The 17,038-nt window shown below is 42.1% G+C and carries 18 protein-coding genes and 3 tRNA genes; 18 read left to right on the top strand and 3 right to left on the bottom strand.

From position 1 onward, the window contains the following. Position 1 precedes the first annotated feature (1 nt). Entirely contained in the window at positions 2–1,030 is a 1,029-nt protein-coding gene (locus PHH40_04025; protein MDD2766896.1) for a peptidoglycan bridge formation glycyltransferase FemA/FemB family protein, read from the top strand. Continuing rightward, positions 1,031–2,284 (top strand): UDP-N-acetylmuramoyl-L-alanyl-D-glutamate--2,6-diaminopimelate ligase, encoded by a 1,254-nt coding sequence (locus tag PHH40_04030; protein ID MDD2766897.1) that lies wholly within the window; start codon positions 1,031–1,033, stop codon positions 2,282–2,284. It begins immediately after the preceding gene. A 75-nt stretch (positions 2,285–2,359) separates the two neighbouring features. Here the strand turns inward: PHH40_04030 and PHH40_04035 are convergent, their stop codons facing one another. Together PHH40_04035 and PHH40_04040 are read right to left on the bottom strand one after the other, a co-directional pair. Next, positions 2,360–2,800: a divergent PAP2 family protein gene (locus PHH40_04035; GenBank protein MDD2766898.1), complete on the bottom strand. Its 441-nt coding sequence runs from the start codon at positions 2,798–2,800 to the stop codon at positions 2,360–2,362. A gap of 101 nt (positions 2,801–2,901) precedes the next feature. Then, entirely contained in the window at positions 2,902–3,444 is a 543-nt protein-coding gene (locus PHH40_04040) for a hypothetical protein (GenBank protein ID MDD2766899.1), read from the bottom strand. A gap of 129 nt (positions 3,445–3,573) precedes the next feature. Between PHH40_04040 and PHH40_04045 the strand changes: the two genes are divergently transcribed. From PHH40_04045 to PHH40_04100, 12 genes are all read left to right on the top strand, one after another. Further along, positions 3,574–4,125: a LemA family protein gene (locus PHH40_04045; protein ID MDD2766900.1), complete on the top strand. Its 552-nt coding sequence runs from the start codon at positions 3,574–3,576 to the stop codon at positions 4,123–4,125. A 119-nt stretch (positions 4,126–4,244) separates the two neighbouring features. Further along, a complete protein-coding gene (locus PHH40_04050) occupies positions 4,245–5,138 on the top strand; it encodes a M48 family metallopeptidase (protein MDD2766901.1) in 894 nt (297 codons plus the stop codon). A 108-nt stretch (positions 5,139–5,246) separates the two neighbouring features. After that, positions 5,247–5,696, top strand: coding sequence for a hypothetical protein (locus PHH40_04055; GenBank protein ID MDD2766902.1), 450 nt, complete (start codon positions 5,247–5,249; stop codon positions 5,694–5,696). A gap of 69 nt (positions 5,697–5,765) precedes the next feature. Beyond that, positions 5,766–7,508 carry a DUF2339 domain-containing protein gene (locus PHH40_04060; GenBank protein MDD2766903.1) on the top strand — a complete coding sequence of 581 codons (1,743 nt, stop codon included), beginning with the start codon at positions 5,766–5,768 and terminating at the stop codon, positions 7,506–7,508. A 1-nt stretch (position 7,509) separates the two neighbouring features. Further along, positions 7,510–8,655, top strand: coding sequence for a thrombospondin type 3 repeat-containing protein (locus PHH40_04065; protein ID MDD2766904.1), 1,146 nt, complete (start codon positions 7,510–7,512; stop codon positions 8,653–8,655). A gap of 100 nt (positions 8,656–8,755) precedes the next feature. Continuing rightward, entirely contained in the window at positions 8,756–9,307 is a 552-nt protein-coding gene (locus PHH40_04070) for a hypothetical protein (protein MDD2766905.1), read from the top strand. Between the two features lie 723 nt (positions 9,308–10,030). Beyond that, the gene (gene pyk, locus PHH40_04075) at positions 10,031–11,458 is read left to right on the top strand and encodes a pyruvate kinase (protein MDD2766906.1); all 1,428 of its coding nucleotides are present in this window, start codon (positions 10,031–10,033) and stop codon (positions 11,456–11,458) included. A 12-nt stretch (positions 11,459–11,470) separates the two neighbouring features. Then, on the top strand, positions 11,471–11,743 hold the full coding sequence (locus PHH40_04080; GenBank protein ID MDD2766907.1) for a GIY-YIG nuclease family protein: 273 nt from the start codon (positions 11,471–11,473) through the stop codon (positions 11,741–11,743). 64 nt (positions 11,744–11,807) lie between these two features. Continuing rightward, positions 11,808–11,892, top strand: a tRNA-Ser gene (locus PHH40_04085). A gap of 44 nt (positions 11,893–11,936) precedes the next feature. After that, positions 11,937–12,016 (top strand) — tRNA-OTHER (locus tag PHH40_04090). A gap of 44 nt (positions 12,017–12,060) precedes the next feature. Next, positions 12,061–12,140, top strand: a tRNA-OTHER gene (locus PHH40_04095). Positions 12,141–12,536: 396 nt separating this feature from the next. Beyond that, complete coding sequence (locus tag PHH40_04100; protein ID MDD2766908.1) at positions 12,537–13,025, top strand: hypothetical protein; 489 nt, start codon at positions 12,537–12,539, stop codon at positions 13,023–13,025. A gap of 58 nt (positions 13,026–13,083) precedes the next feature. Here PHH40_04100 and PHH40_04105 read toward each other — a convergent pair whose 3' ends face one another. Then, positions 13,084–13,398, bottom strand: a complete 315-nt coding sequence (locus PHH40_04105) for a helix-turn-helix domain-containing protein (protein ID MDD2766909.1) — start codon at positions 13,396–13,398, stop codon at positions 13,084–13,086. An 85-nt stretch (positions 13,399–13,483) separates the two neighbouring features. Here PHH40_04105 and PHH40_04110 point away from each other — a divergent pair, with 85 nt between their 5' ends. The 4 genes from PHH40_04110 to PHH40_04125 all read left to right on the top strand — a co-directional run bounded on the left by PHH40_04110 (position 13,484) and on the right by PHH40_04125 (position 17,030). After that, on the top strand, positions 13,484–14,116 hold the full coding sequence (locus PHH40_04110) for an NAD(P)H-dependent oxidoreductase (protein MDD2766910.1): 633 nt from the start codon (positions 13,484–13,486) through the stop codon (positions 14,114–14,116). A gap of 115 nt (positions 14,117–14,231) precedes the next feature. Then, a complete protein-coding gene (locus PHH40_04115; protein ID MDD2766911.1) occupies positions 14,232–15,191 on the top strand; it encodes a PAS domain S-box protein in 960 nt (319 codons plus the stop codon). A 19-nt stretch (positions 15,192–15,210) separates the two neighbouring features. Beyond that, positions 15,211–16,362: an NADP-dependent malic enzyme gene (locus tag PHH40_04120; GenBank protein ID MDD2766912.1), complete on the top strand. Its 1,152-nt coding sequence runs from the start codon at positions 15,211–15,213 to the stop codon at positions 16,360–16,362. Between the two features lie 50 nt (positions 16,363–16,412). Beyond that, entirely contained in the window at positions 16,413–17,030 is a 618-nt protein-coding gene (locus PHH40_04125; GenBank protein MDD2766913.1) for a LytR C-terminal domain-containing protein, read from the top strand. The last annotated feature ends 8 nt before the right edge of the window (positions 17,031–17,038 follow it).

Raw genomic sequence — 17,038 nt, forward strand, 5'->3', positions numbered from 1 at the left:
AATGCACGAATTTCTTCAATCAAAGTATTGGTCAATATTTCAGCAGTCTACGGGAAAAGAAGTGCTTGATGGCTCTACAAAGGACCTCCTTGTTTGCGGTATTTTTCATGTCCTTCCATGGGGAGGAAAATACCTCTATATACCGAGAGGACCAATAGCAACCAATGGCCAACAATTATCAAAAGAAGGTGTTCAGAAACTTATTGAAGAAGCAATCAAGAGAAAAGCAAGATGGATACGTATCGAACCAGAGAACGAAGAATCTCTCCAAAATATCAAAAATGTTTTTGAAGGAAAAATAGTCCGAGCACCCCATGATGTACAGCCCAGGGAATTGTTGATTATGGATATCACCCCCGATGAAGAGGCTCTGTTATCAAATATGAAATCAAAGACAAGGTATAATATCCGTCTTGCAGAGAAACGTGGAGTAAAGGTGTTTCTGACTCGCGAAGAAAAATATGTGCACGCATTTTACAATCTCGTTTCAGCAACATCCGATCGCAAATCTATCAACTCTCATCCAAAGGAATATTACGAGAAATTTTTTGAAGCGTTTCCTCCAGAGATCTGTCAACTCTTTGTTGCGGAATATAATGGAGAAGTACTTGTTGCCAATATCCTCATTCTCTTTGAGGGGAGAGCGCTGTATTTGCACGGCGGATCAAGTGACGCGTATCGAGATGTGATGGCTCCGTTTCTCTTACAATGGAAACAGATATGCTTCGCCAAAGATCAAGGATGTACAGAGTATGATTTTGGAGGGATACACACAGAAGATAAGGGACAAGGGATGCGCGATAAGAGAGAAGAAAAGATGGAAAACAAAAGATCACTCATCAATTATCACTCATCAATTATCACTCATCCGTGGGAAGGAATTACAAGATTTAAAAAAGGCTTTGCTCCCAATACACTACCGACAGTGTACCCTGGAACATTTGATATTATTCTTGATTCTCGAGTATACTTCTTATACAGAACCCTCCGTACTTTCAAGAATTTTATCCATCTTTTGTTATCCAAATAAATGAAACGCTTTCTTTCAACTGTTATTCCACAAAGCATAAAGAATTTGTATCACCTGATGCAGGCGATGAGCGCCTGTTTGTATTACGGTTTTCCTGGAAGAAAGATACAAATCATTGGCGTGACAGGAACAAATGGAAAGACAACAACGACACAACTCATCGCACGTATCCTCGAACAGTCAGGAAGAAAAGTTGCTGTTGCCTCAACTATCAACTTTCAGATAGGGGAGAAAAAATGGGTGAATAGTTCCAAGTTTACTACCCTTTCCGCCTGGAAGCTCCAAAAATTTCTCAGGGAAGCCGTGGATATATCGTGTGAATATGCTGTTATCGAGACATCATCGCATGCTCTTGATCAGAACAGGGTATGGGGCGTACCCTACGCGCTTGCTGTGATGACCAATGTGACTCGCGAACATCTCGATTATCACAAAACAATGGCAGAATACCGCAAGGCAAAAAAACAACTTTTTCGTATTGCTAAACGTGCCGTGGTGAATCTTGACATGGATGAACCGGAGTATTTTTCTACCAAAGAGAAGAATCAAACCCTTTTCTATAGTACGAAAGATCGTAATGCACATCTCTTTGCTGAACGCATAGAACTTGATTTCGATAACACCGAGTTCGTTTGCGATGATGTGCATTTCCGTATTCATTTGCCAGGACTCTTTAATGTCGAAAACGCATTGGCTGCTCTCGGCGTCGCACGACTCCTCGATATCGATTTTTCGATTGCCAAAGAAGCTCTTGCACATGTTCAGGTGATTCCAGGAAGGATGGAACTTGTCAAAAATACTTTTGGGATTGATATTATTATCGACTATGCGGTTACTCCTGATTCTTTTGAAAAGTTGTATGAGTCCGTACTTCCTCTCCAAATACCTGGTACAAAAATTATTCACGTTTTTGGCGCTTGTGGTGATCGTGATCGAGGCAAGCGTCCGATAATGGGAGAGATCGCAACGAGCAATGCTGATATTATTATTCTTACCAATGAAGATCCTTTTTCTGAAGACCCGGAACAGATTCTCGATGATATCGAAAAAGGAATAATAAAGAAAAAAGAGAAAAACTATTTTCGTATTTTTGATCGCAGGGAAGCTATCAAAAAATCCCTTTCTTTGGCCGAGATCGGTGATATTGTACTCATTACGGGCAAGGGTGCCGAAGAGACAATGGCGATTGGTGAAGAACGTATTGTTTGGAATGAGCGACAGGCAATAGAAGAAGAGTTAAAAAAACGAATCTGAACATTCTGTCTTTATTGAAACGTATATCAAAAAACTCCTGACAAAAGCCAGGAGTTTTTCTTTTTCTTGTGGGTATTAGAAGAGCGAGATGAAAAAGAGAGTGAGAAAGAATCCTATGAAAGCTCCACCAAGTATTTCGCTGACACGATGACCAACGCGTTCTTTGAGACGAGGGAATTTACTTTCATCGATTTCTCCTTTGAGTTGATCAATGAGCATATTGAGATAGCGACCCTGATCACCGAGATACATACGAATACGGGCTGCATCATCGATGACAATAAATGAGAGTACGGCAGAGAGTGCAAAGGCGGCTGAATTGATACCTTCGTAGTGTGCCATCGTTACGAGAAGCGATATTACGAGACTCGTATGAGCGCTCGGCATATGACCGTGTGTAAACGCATACTCTATGTTCCAACCATGTTTGATGGTGTAGAGAATAAACTTTATGGCTTGTGTAATGATGCCGACTGTGATCGGAATAAGAAATACGAGATAGGTAGTAGCTTCCATAAATAAAGTATAAATAATTTATTATAAAGGAGAGGAGATATTCCTTTTTTAGTATAGTACAGAAGTATTCTTTTTACGAGAGAGTATTGCGAAGCATTTCTTTATTGTACTTTTTCTACCGTTTCGATATCGTCGACGAGGAGAGTAATAGATGGATGAAATGAAGGAATTTTTCCTCTATTACTACGAGCAGTATGTTCTATTACCCGAAGTTCTGTCCCGGAGACACGAATCAGAGTGTCATTTTTTTTCTTTGATTCTTTGTAGATGGTTGATATTTTTTTGACTACATCAGCATTTTTTCCGATAAGCTGAAGACTGATGATAGATTCTTTCGCCTTTTCTGCACTCTCATTGGAACATCTTCGGAAATCCCCATATTTTTTATTGAGCTCGTCTACGGTCCCCATCGAGAGTGCGGGAAGTTCTGCATGATAATAATCATTTTCAGGGAGCCCTTCACCAACGAGCAGATAGACGGATTGCCGAGAAGTACCTGATTGTTTGAGTGTTGTCAGGGCTTGAGGAGTTTTGACAAACACGGTATCGTTTTCAAAAGTATATTTTCTTTGAGAAGCAAAAAAGACAAAAACGAGTGCTCCTATCATAAAAAGAATAATAAAGGAGAATTCGTATCGTTTCATAGAGAGTATTCTATAAATATTTATACTACATCCCTTCTATTATATCATAGATGAAGAGGAGAATATTGTCCTTTTTCTCAAATATGCTATACTTATAAGACAAAATGTAATTTATTTTGATAAAAAACTATGAATGCAACCCTTATTATTCTCATTGTTATTGTTTTGTTCGTACTGTACATTGTCGCGATATACAACGGACTTGTTCAGCTTCGCAATCGCGTGAGTGAAGCGTGGAGTGATATCGATGTGCAACTCAAACGTCGTTATGACCTCATCCCAAACCTGATCAGTACCGTAAAGGGATATGCTTCACATGAATCCAGTGTCTTTGAGAAAGTGACCGAGGCCCGAGCGAACGCAATGCAAGCCGGAACCCCTGGAGAAAAAGCAGAAGCAGAAAACATGCTTTCTGGGACACTGAAATCATTGTTTGCGGTCTCAGAAGCGTATCCAGACCTCAAGGCCAATACGAACTTCCTCGAATTGCAACGCGAGCTCTCTGATACAGAGAATAAAATTCAGGCCTCTCGTCGATTCTATAACGGCAATGTTCTCGAACTCAACAACAAGATCGATATGTTTCCGAGCAATATCATCGCGAGTATGTTTGCCTTTACCAAGCGTGAATTCTTTGAAATAGCCGAAGCAGAAAAAGAACCAGTCAAAGTGGTTTTCTAGATTCGTCTCAAAAAAGAATTTTCGAAAGCGGGCCTATTGGTCCGCTTTTCTCTTTCTTCTTTTTACGGTAGAATAGAGAGACAATAAAAGCTTTTCCTCAAGAATTAACACATACTTCTATGGCAACACTCTACAATCAATATGACAAGAATATTCGTCTGACATGGGTATATATCACAATGTTTCTTCTGTTCGTTATCGGTGTCGGGTATGTATTCGCAGGGGCGATGCAGTCGAGTATGGTGCTCTATATCGCGGTTGCTTTTTCGACCATCACGAGTTTCATATCGTACTGGTGGAGTGACAAAATTGTGCTTTCGATGAGCGGAGCCAAAGAGCTCACTTTTGCAGAAAACAAAGAAATTTATCGTCTCGTAGAAAATCTCACTATCACTGCTGGTCTGCCCTTGCCAAAAATCTATACCATCGAAGATACAGCGATGAATGCTTTTGCGACGGGTCGTGATCCGAAGCATGGAGTGATTTGTCTCACAACAGGGATTATTGCTCGATTGGAGAAAAATGAGCTCGAAGGTGTGATTGCTCACGAACTCTCGCACATCGGCAATCGCGATACACTTCTCTCGACGGTCGTAGTGATTCTCGTCGGGTTTGTAGCACTCCTCGCAGACTGGTTCCGACATTGGGCCTGGTTCGGAGGGAATCGTGATAGTGACAGCAAAAATCAGCTCCAAGTCATTCTTATGATTGCTGCCATCATCCTGTCGATTCTCGCGCCGCTTTTTGCGATGCTCATACAACTTGCTATTTCACGCAAGCGTGAGTTTTTGGCGGATGCTTCTGGAGCTCTGCTCACACGTTATCCTGAGGGACTGGCGAGTGCGCTCGAGAAGATTTCTACCGATACTGAGCCACTCGAAGCAGCCAATAGAGCGACAGCACACCTCTACATTGCCAATCCTTTTAAGGGGAAAAATCTGACCAAGCTTTTTATGACGCACCCTCCGATGGAGGAACGAGTCGCCGCACTTCGAGGGATGGAGGTTAAGTAAAATTTCTAATTACCAATTTCTAATTTCTAAACAATTTTCAATTATTTAATTTTAGAATTAAAAAATTATTTCATTGTTTGAAAATTGAAAATTAAGAATTGAAAATTTATGGGGTCTCCTTATCAAGACTTTGTACAAAAAGCCAAGGCACGCTTTGCAGAAAAAAAGCAGGCTCAGCTCTCAAATAAAGCTGAGTATCAATTCACGGCACACTCGCAGTTCAAGATGACGCAGTATGGACTGAGTGAGCAGAAGATAAAAAGTGTCATCAGGAATCCGAAACGGCGAGAAGTCGGTATCGTGCCCAAAACAGTCGCGGTAATGCAACCTGTATCGCTCAAGAAAGTAGATGGCAAAGAGACATGGAAACAAGAAATTTGGGTGATGTTTGTCATCAAGAAAACATCCGAAGCAACAAAAGCATTGGGACGACAAAACATTCGCATTATCAGTGCCTGGAGATATCCAGGAATAAGTCCGAAACGCAATCCTATTCCGCTTGAAATTTTGCGTGAAATCGAATCAGGGGAAATTTTTGAAGAAACAGATCTGTTCTAACAAGGGGACAGATTTTTTATTTTCTCAGAAAAGAGTATACTGAAATCATAATTATTATTCACATGAAATATGTCGTGGATCTTAAGTATCGTGGCGATCATTATGGTGCTGAGTTTGCGTGGACGAGTGCAGTATCTCGAGAAGACAGTGAAGCAATTGACAGAGGGCGCGGTAATAAAAGAGACCGTTTCTCAAACGTCTGAGACCACAAACGCTCCTGTTTTTTCACAATCCGTTTCAGGTAATGAAACAGTAGAGCAGACTACAGAGATTGACTCATCTTCTCCATCACGACAAGCTGTTTCTGTTGATCCTTTGACACGCTTCTTTCGATGGTTTGCAGTGGATTGGCTGATGAAGATAGGAGCTATCCTACTCTTTCTCGGTATCGGTTGGATTGTTACGGTTGTATTTTGGGATGCGATCGGAGAAGTCGGACAAGTGTCTCTCGGTCTCTTCCTTGGTATAGCTATTCTCTTTTTTGGAATGAAACGTATCGGACAATACAGCAGTCAGGGGAGTGTGCTTCTCGGACTCGGTGCTGGCGTGACCTTTTTCACTCTTTTTGCGGCTCGTACAACATACGATATGTTCTCACCTGCGAGCGTCCTTATTTTTATGTTCTTTGTCGCTGTTTTTGTAGCATACGTGAGCGTGACATACAAGAATTTTCCCGTGGCACTTATGGGATTATTTCTCGGAGGCATCGCACCACTTCTGACGGCCTCTGCTGTACCGAGTGTTTTTGGACTTTTCTCATATTTGTTTGTCCTGTGTCTCGGGACACTTTGGGTGGTCCGTCTGACGGGCTGGAGAAATCTGACAGTAACTGCCATTATCCTCTATGGATTGTATACACTCCCTTTCCTTTTTTCTTTCTCTTTTGCCGTGCCAGATCAAGGGACGAAAGTTCTCTTTGCTATTCTTTTTGCATCACTTTTCTTTGTCGCAAGCATTCTCTCTGTGTTGTATGACAAGAAGGCAGAAATGGCAGATCTGGTCGTAAGCCTCATCAATGGACTGATTCTTCTTGGATGGATTGTCAGTGTTGTATCGCCTGAGTTGCGAAGTATTGCTGCCGTGTTAGTGGCTATTGTTTCTTCGGTTGGTGCTTTCGCAGTGTATTCGTTGTCTTCTCTCCGTGAACCTGTATATACACATGCTCTCGTCGCAGGAGTGTTTATCGGTATGGCGACGGCTTTTGAGCTCCACGGTGCGCTTCTGACCATCGCTTACATTTTGGAGGCAACAGCCTTGGTGCTTGGCGCGCGATTTATTCTGCAGGAGAGTAGGGCGGTACGTCGTAGTTCTGTCGTGCTTCTGCTTCCGGCGATGCTCTCTTTTACCAGTCTCGTACGATATTCGATGGCGCATGAATTTCTAACTGCTGATTTCTTTGTTCTCCTCCTTATGACTCTTATGTTTTTTCTTTTGGCACCGATTTTTCTCGAGGACGAACAATCATCAGAAACTTCTCACGCAGGAATAGGTACAATATCTCTCGTTGTCGGTTCTCTGTATGCTCTCGTCTTGGTATGGCTTGTCCTTCATAACATTCTTTCATCGGATCAGGCAACAACTATTGCACTTCTCCTTTATACGATCATAGGAATGGTTCTTTATGTCAATGGGAAAATGTCTGCCAAGAACAATCAGAAAGTTTCTGGTACAGCACTCCTTATTTTTGTGGTCGGACATCTTCTCTTGATTGATGTGTGGGGAATGGACGTCGTGGGTCGGATCGTGACGTTCTCACTCGTGGGAGTGTTGCTTATGAGCACTGCTTTTATCGGTAAGAAAAGAATAGAATAATATGAAATATATTTTCCGCTTCCTTTTTTTGATGATTGCTCTCGTCATTGGGAGTGTTTCGGTGTCTGCAAAAAATACAGTGACACCTGAAGCAACGCTGTCTTTCTTTCAATCGGTTATACCAATAACCGTATCACCTTCTATTCCGACTGTTTTTGAAATGCCGATTACCGACCCAGCGTTTCGAGACAGAGACTTTGCTCTCTACGAAGAAACAACTCAGACATTTCAACCAGCATTCTATAGGGAAAAAAGGACACCTTTACAGTTTTCTCTCCAGAGCGACAGTGCTATTGGTGCAGGGTCTCTCTCTGCACTGACAGATGGACTCGATACTTTTGTGGAATTTCCCGTGTCTCTTTCGACAGAAGAGAATAGTGTGACAATCGATTTTCGATCAGAACAATTGTCGACGCTCTCTGGTATCGTGTTGATACGTGAGCCGTATGGAGCATTACCGAAAACAGTGGAAATTAGCAGAGTAGATGCAGATGGAACACCTCAAATCGTTTTGGCTCGTACAAACGTTTCTGATCAAACAATTCGTTTTTTGAAAACAACGAGTGATCATTTCCGTATTTCTCTCGGATACAATCAGCCACTTCGTTTGCAGGAAATCAGTTTCTTCAACGAAGAAATGCTCAATCTCGAAGAACGATCAATTCGTTTCCTCGCTCGTCCGGGAGAAAAATACGCACTCTATTTTCGTGCGGATCGTCCGTTCTTTTTGTCTTTTCGTGAGGAACCAAACCTCATCTCTGATAAAGACATACAAAAAGTAGCTCAAGGTACGGTCATAGTGAATACTCTTTATCTGCCTGCTGATATGGATGGAGACAGCGTCATAGATGAACGAGATAATTGTATCAATGATGCGAATACTGATCAGCGAGATGAAAACACGAATGGAAGAGGTGATGTGTGCGATGATTATGATCGGGACAGTGTCATCAATAGTGAGGACAATTGCCCGTCTCATCCCAATCTCAACCAGCGAGATACAGATAACGATGGGAAGGGTGATGTCTGTGATGGAGAAGAGAGTCGTGTCACAGAGCGTTATGCGTGGCTTCCTTGGCTTGTGATGGGAATAGGCGTACTTGTTGTCGGAGGGCTTTTTGTCGCTACGATACGAGGCAAGAAATAAAGAAGAAAAAGAGTTTCTGAAAGTGTATCTTCTTGTTTTCAAAGGAAATGAGAGTATACTGGAAGTAATAAATATCGTGTTAATTTATAACCATAATTTTATGGCAGACAATATGTCACAGGGCGAAACAGGCGCTTCAGAAGAACACCATGATGAGTCGAAACAATCGGGTGCAAGTACTATGCAGGCAGATATCAAGGGTCTGGTTGGTCCGCTTGAAGCAATACTTGATGAGTATATGGTGAGCAAGGCACCTTTTGCGCTTCCTCTCGGAATAAAGGAATTCATTGTTACTGTTTCTCCATACCTCGTGATCATCTCTGTTATTTTTGCCCTCCCGCTTCTTTTGGGGGCACTCGGTCTTGGTGCGATAATGACACCGCTTGGTATGATGGCTGGTGGTTGGGGATTTGGCTGGGGTTTCAATCATATTGTTTCTTTGGTCGTGACCATAGCAACCATTCTGATACAGGCGTTTGCTGTACCAGGATTGTTCAAGCGTACGAGTGCGTCATGGAGACTGCTTTTCTATGCAAGCATTGTGAGTTTGATAGGAAGTGTTCTTTCCGTATATGGTATTGTCGGAGGTATTATTGGAGCAATTATTTCTTGGTATATCCTCTTCCAATTGAAGGATATGTACAAAAACTAGGGAAGCTTGTAGCTTTTTAGCTTGTAGGAGGAATTGAGAAAAACAGGGGGTTGGCCCCTGTTTTTATTTTGTAAATATGTTTACCCCGTTAGAGAATACTTTGTTTCACTCACAGAGGTGTTTATAGGCACAAAATGTAAATTTATCGTTCGTTAAAGTTCTCTAACGGGGCTAGCACAAGCCACAATAATCATAATGTAGTTGACAGAAATGTATTTTTGGTGTATAATGTACTGTTATGAAGATAATGTATTTTCGTAGCAATATCAGTCAGGATTCCTGTTCGAATCCTTCACAACTCGAGGAGTAGTGTATGTCACGTTTTTTCATTTTTTTGTTCTTTTCACTATCATTGATCTCTGGTTGTGCCTACCGCACGATCCATGTAGTCAACCCCGATGGGTCTCAGACGACAACATCTGAGACCGTGTATGCACCTTCGCCGGTGTATGTCGATCCTTATTACTCTCCTCGGTATTATCGTGGTAACGATATACGATATCGACGAGACTACAAGGTGTGCTGGTACGAGCATCGTCGCGAGGGGTATCCGCCGGTGCTAATGTGCCGGTAAGAGGTGGGACTGAACGCGGTCGCCACTTTTCCAGAGGCTCATTTCAGAAGAGAAATTTTTCTTCTATGAAATGAGCCTCTTTTCTTTTCCCTCCGATGCATTTTTGCGTTATACTATAGAGGCATACAATATTTGAATAAAAGAAAAATATGAAACAAACAAAAATCGTCGCCACGATCGGACCCGCATCAGAATCCAAAGAGATGTTACGGAAAATGATACTTGCAGGAATGAATGTGGTGCGTCTCAATTTCTCACACGGTGCATACGAGTGGCACAAAGCAGTCATCGACAGAGTTCGCGAACTCTCTCTTGAGATGCATGTACCGATTGCTATTTTGGCTGATATTCAGGGACCGCGGATTCGCACGGAAGTAAAAGAAGAGATTGTTCTCGTAAAAGGGGATCGTATTCGTTTGAGTGATATTGCCAAGAAAGAAGTTCTCGCAGACTCAGAATATCCGACAGCGCTTCTTGATATGGCCGGTATGATCGATGGTGTGGATGTCAATCACAGCATTCTTATTGAAGATGGCACAATGGAGCTCGTGGTACGAGAAAAAGGAGCTGATTTTGTTCTTGCAGAGGCAAAAAATGACGGAGTGATCAAGAACCGAAAGGGCGTCACTCTTCCTGATTCGCATCTCGAACTTTCTATTCTTTCAGAAAAAGACAGAAATGATGTGCGGTTTGTTGTGGAACAGGAAGTGGATTATATCGGACTGTCATTTGTTGGATCAGCGAGAGATATTGCAGAAGTACGTGAGCTCATACAAAATGTCATTTCAGAAGGATCTCCTGTTCCGAAAATTGTTTCCAAGATCGAACGCAAAGAAGCAATAAGAAATCTCACTGAAATTATAAAAGGAAGTGATGCGGTGATGGTGGCGCGAGGAGATCTCGGTATCGAGATGCCAGAGAGTGAAGTTGCTATTTTGCAAAAGCAAATTATTGCGGAGAGTTTGCGAGCAGCCAAGCCAGTGATTGTTGCTACTCAAATGCTCAAGAGCATGACAGAAAATCCTCGTCCGACACGTGCCGAAGTCTCCGATGTGTCCAATGCGGTCATCGATCATGCGGATGCTGTGATGCTCTCCGAAGAATCCGCGATGGGTAAATATCCTGTGGAAGCCATTGCTATGATGGCGGAGATTATAGAGAAAACAGAAGAATCACCATTCGATGATATGTATAAGACGCTCAATGTGAATTTTCAGAGTGAGACAGCAACGATGATGAGAAGTGTATACGAGCTGGCAAAAAGCTTCCATGTTCAAGCAATCCTTTTGTTTTCGGTGAGTGGGCATGCTGCCAAACTCCTCTCTCATTTTCGTCCCGAGAACAAAATATTTGTTGCTACCAAGAGCCGCAATACCTACAATGAATTGGCTCTCGTATGGGGTGTGAATCCATATGTCTTCGAAAACGATGAAGAAACAGAAGATTTCATTACTCATTTGATGGAGGTGACAAAGAATGACGGAAAACTTATGAGTGGAGATCAGGTGGTGATATTTCACGGACGAACAAAACAGGAAGATAACATGAAACTTGTCGGAATCAAAGAAATACGATAGAATCATACTTCAGTGAATAAAAAGCAAATGTATTACGTTTATGTTCTTCAAAGTAAGAAAAATAAACGCCTTTATAAAGGCGTAACAAATGATTTAAAACGAAGATTGAAAGAACATAATAGTGGAAATGTTCCTTTTACGAAAAATTTAATGCCTTGGGAATTGATATATTATGAAGCGTTTCAGAATAAAGAAGATGCAAATAGAGAAGAAAAGTTTTTAAAAAGTGGAAAAGGGAGAGATCGAATAAAGTGGTTATTGAAAAGTGTACTTGAGGAAAAATAAGAATGGAAAGGTGGCCCCAGCCCAAGGCTGGTCCGCCTTGGGCGGAGAGTGGTTGTAGACATATGGAAAGGTGGCCGAGTGGTTGAAGGTACTCGCTTGGAAAGCGAGCATACCGAAAGGTATCGAGGGTTCGAATCCCTCCCTTTCCTCAGAGTAAATAAAAGGTGGTCCCAGCCCAAGGCTGGTCCGCCTTGGGCGGAGAGTGGTTGAAGGTACTCGCTTGGAAAGCGAGCATACCGAAAGGTATCGAGGGTTCGAATCCCTCTCCTTCCTCAGAGTAAATAAAAGGTGGCCCCAGCCCAAGGCTGGTCCGCCTTGGGCGGAGAGTGGTTGAAGGTACTCGCTTGGAAAGCGAGCATACCGAAAGGTATCGAGGGTTCGAATCCCTCTCCTTCCTCAATGAACATAGTGAATAGAGGTGAGAAGAAAGCAAACTTCCGCCAGCTGGCGGATGGCTTTCGTGAGGGATGAGAAAGACGGAGTGATGTTTCGTGAGTACACGAAACCACGAGTCAGGGTCGTGGAAATTTATGAGCGTCGGCGAATAAATTATCCCTGACCGAATCCCTCTCCTTCCTCATCAGAAAAAAGCAGACCATTTTATAGGTCTGCTTTTTTTATAATGTGAATGAAAGAGGAATTTCTTAAACTTTCTCGTCCAAACCCCTGCTTTTCTTTGACTTCTAGAGACAATGATGGTATACCGTGAGTTACGTAGTACATTTCCAAACTAAAGTTGAAAGGAAAAAACATGGGTAACAATCTGTTTCTGTACCTCTGTACTCACCTGAATTTGTTTCGTTATACAGCCACAAAATGTGGTCATCGTACAAAGCAAAATGGTTCGGTATCTGCATTTGGGCGTACCATTACCACTGAAATGCCGAAAAACGAAAATGGTTCGGTTGATTATTGCCTTGATTGCATTGGCAAAATGGCAATCCGTTGTGCGTGGTGCGGTGAACCAATTTTTATTGGCGATCCAGTCACCCTCTATTCGCCGCCGATGAAAGAATTTCAAATTCCTCAGTATGCGGTCATCTATAGCGAAGTTCCATTGCGATTCATTGGTTGTCTCGGCTGGGACTGCGCTGACACCGGAGCCGATCGATCTGGTTTCTGGTTGCCTGATGAAAATGGTAAGGGTTTTGTTTATCGAGTGCCTACCATCTACGAAAAAATATTTGAAACAAAAGGATCTCCCGTGATGATCATCGATGACCTCGGTGATAGAAGGGAGACTATGAGCTTCCGTTCTGTTCGAAGACCAGAAATGAAATAATTTTCAATGGCCTGTATGATTTGAGAGCTGACACAATACACTGTCAGCTCTTTTCTTTTTATAAATGTTTCTTCCCCCACGTATTGAGCGCACAGATGAGAGGGGCAAGACTCTTCCCTTTACGACTGAGAGTGTATTCTACTTTAGGAGGGATGGTCGGATAGACTTTTCGTGTGACGAGTTCGTGTTGTTCGAGTTCACGAAGAGACTGAATAAGCATTTTTTCGCTGATTTTCGGAACAAGCTTTTTGAGCTCTCCATAGCGCTTTTTTCCACTTCCGAGATGCCAGATAAGAATCGTCTTCCATTTCCCGACAATCATACGAAGCGTCTTTTCGAGAGGGCAAAGCGAATATTCCAAACCGTGTTTCATAGATTGAGTACTTACTTATATGTAGGTACTTGTATAATAGTATGTATTTGTTTATACTGCAAGTGTAATATATAAGAAAAATAATATGGCAGAAACACTTAAGGCATTGCAATGGCGTTATGCGACCAAGAAATATGATACAGAGAAGAAATTGTCAGCAGATCAGATACATCTCCTCAAGGAGTCCCTTCGTCTCTCCCCATCATCGTTTGGATTGCAACCATGGCATTTTATCGTCGTCGAAGATACTGAAACACGAAAGAAGCTCCGCGCCGCAGGGTATGACCAACCTGCATTTACTGATGCATCGCATCTCATTGTTTTGGCAACAGAAATAAATGTCGATAAAACACTTATAGATAAATATATCGCGGATACTGTTTCGACAAGAGGTATTCCTACAGAAAGTCTCGAGGGATTTCGTACGATGATGGAAGGCGCTGTCGCTATGAAAGGGGAAGAGGGCGCGCGTGAATGGGCTGCACGACAGGTGTATATTTCTCTTGGAGTACTCCTCACCACTGCGGCACTCGAAGGTATTGATGCCACTCCGATGGAAGGATTTGACACGGCACAGTGTGATCATATCTTGGGTCTTGGGGATCGCGGACTGACAGCACGAGTGATTGTCTCACTTGGATTCCGTTCGGGAGAAGATACCGCTGCCACTCAGACAAAAGTTCGTTATAGCGAGGAACAGGTCTTTACTACTCTCTAGATGAGATTTTCCACCAAGCAGAGCTATCAAGTGGTTTGACCACTTGATAGCTCTTTTTCATTTTCAGAGAAAAAGACTATACTGGAGAGGGGGATATAAGTAATAAAGTATGGGTATGAAACACATTGATCTCAATGCTACCGAAGCACTTTTTGAGCAAGTTTTTTTACAATCTTCTCTCAGTACACAAATTCTTGATTCAAATGGATGGTGCGAGAGAATCAATCCAAAACTGAGCGAATTATTTGGAGTACAACCAGAAGCTCTCGAAGGAAAAGTATACAATATTTTTAAAGATGAAATGCTGAAACAAGCAGGCGTTCTCCCAGAGCTTCACAAAGTTTTCGATGAAGGTATTTCGACAGAATGGGAGATTCTGTTTGATATCGGAGTGGCTGCAGAGTCACAAAACATCCAGGTAAAAGAAAAAAAGAAGCGATGGTTTCATAACTGGGCATTTCCAATTCTTGATCAGAATGGCAAGGTGTCTCATGTCATTATCCAGCATACCGATATCACACAGAAGAAAAAAGACGAAGACAATCTTGCGTTGAGTGAGAAACGAATGCGAAGTTATTTCAATACACCGCTTTATGGTGTGGCCATCACTTCTCCTGGAAAAAAATGGCTGGAGGTCAATGATGCTCTTTGTACCCTCCTCGGCTATGCTCGTGAAGAGATTTTGGCTACGACATGGGAAGCAATGACGTATCCAGATGACATTGCTCCAGATGTCGCGTTATTCAATCAAGTGATGGCAGGCGAAATCGATCAGTATACTCTGAATAAACGATTTATTCACAAGAATATGTCTGTTATTTGGGTGAAATTATCTATCTTGTGTGTAAAAAAAGAAGATAATACCATTGACTATGTTGTAGCCACTATTGAAGACATCACCGAAAGAAAGAAAACAGAAGAGGCTTTTAAAGAACGGAATGAAGAAGTGGAGAAAATGAACTCATTTATGATGAATCGTGAAATAAAGATGATTGATTTGAAAAATGAAATTGCTCAAATGAAAATACACATTGCTGAGCTGGAAAGAAAAGATGAAACTGGAGCAGAGAATTAATTTGAATAAGCGAAAGAGTATGAAAGGAAATAATTTTGGGAAAAGAGCGCTTGTGGCGCATAAATTGCTTCGTGGGAAAGTCTCTGTAGAGCCAAAAGCGAAGGTAAAAACAAAAGATGATTTGAGTATTTATTACACTCCTGGTGTCGGTACGGTATCGACCTATCTCGCTGAACATAAGGAGAAGGTATCTGAGTACACAATGAAGGGAAATATGGTTGCTATTGTCTCTGATGGTTCTGCTGTACTGGGTCTCGGCAATATTGGGCCAGAGGGCGCGATTCCTGTGATGGAGGGTAAAGCGATGCTCTTCAAAGCCTTGGGCGGTGTCGATGCTTTTCCTATTGTACTCGCTACGCAGGATACAGAAGCGATTATTGAAACGGTCAAGAATATAGCGCCTATTTTTGGCGGTATCAACCTCGAGGATATTTCCGCTCCTCGTTGCTTTGAAATAGAGAAGCGTCTTCAAGAAGAACTAAATATCCCAGTGATTCATGACGATCAACATGGAACAGCTATGGTGGTGCTTGCTGGTATAATCAATGCCTTCAAGGTTGTCAAAAAAGATATCAAAAAATCAACGATTGTTATTGCAGGAGCAGGAGCTGCAGGACAAGCTATTGCTGACCTCCTTATTCTTTTTGGAGTAGGCAATATCATTATGGTGGATAGCAGGGGTATAATAAGTAGCAAGCGTTCAGATCTCGATACTCACAAGAGCGCTCTTCTTAAAAGAACAAACAGAGATGATGTTGATGGTGATCTAGGTGTTGCTCTGAGTGGAGCAGATGCTTTTATCGGTGTATCCAAGGGGAATACGCTCACTGCGACTCATATCCAGAATATGGCACCACAATCAATCGTCTTTGCTCTTGCGAACCCTATCCCAGAAATTATGCCTGATGTTGCCAAGAAAGCAGGGGCATACGTCATTGCCACAGGACGATCCGATTTTGAGAATCAGGTGAATAATTCACTCGGTTTCCCAGGTATCTTTCGAGGAGCACTCGACCATCGTGTAAGGAGGATTACAGATGAAATGCTTATGAATGCATCAAAAAATCTCGCCAATCTTGTATCGAAACCTACAGCACATCTCATCCTTCCAAATGCTTTCGACAAACGCGTTGTACCAGCAGTGGCGAGAGCTATCAAAGAAAAGAAATAAAGGACAATGATTTTTTGTGGTATACTGAATGAAGTAAAAAGAAAAAATTTATGCAAAAAATACCATCAGAAAAAATTGAGGAAAATAGGGAAGAGAGAAAAAATGGATTGCCATCATCACGATCACGAGAATCGCTTTGGGGAGCCCTCCTTTTTTTCTGTATGTTGCTCTTTGTTGTGGCAAGTATCGCTTCTATCGGATGGGGGATGTATTCTCAATGGAAGAAAAATCGTCTTGAGCAATCAGAGCCTTCTATCTCCACATTGTCACAGCAAACCATGGAGTCAGAAAATGAAGAAGTGAAAGATGCTAGTATTGTTTCATCTGAGGGACAAAAAGGACAAGAGCCTGAGATAAAAGTAAAAGAAATAAGTTTGGCAGAGGCTCGAAAGGTAGCTATAAGCGCCTTAAATGGTGGGTCTGCCAAGGGGAGTGCGGGTGTTATAGCAACATTTCTCAAAGGAGAGGGATATACAAATGTCACACCAGGAAATACCGTAAAAGATTACACTGGAACAGCGATTTACTATGCGAATTCTCTCGAAAAAGAAGCTGAGTTCATCAAAACAACCTTACTCAAAAAATATCCACAAACAAAAATTCTTCCTGCAGATGTGACAAATAAAGAAACTTCTGTCTCTCCTATAACGATTATTCTTGGGAAATAACCGTAGAA

The organism is Candidatus Moraniibacteriota bacterium, from assembly GCA_028688415.1.
GTDB lineage: Bacteria > Patescibacteriota > Minisyncoccia > Moranbacterales > UBA1568 > UBA1568.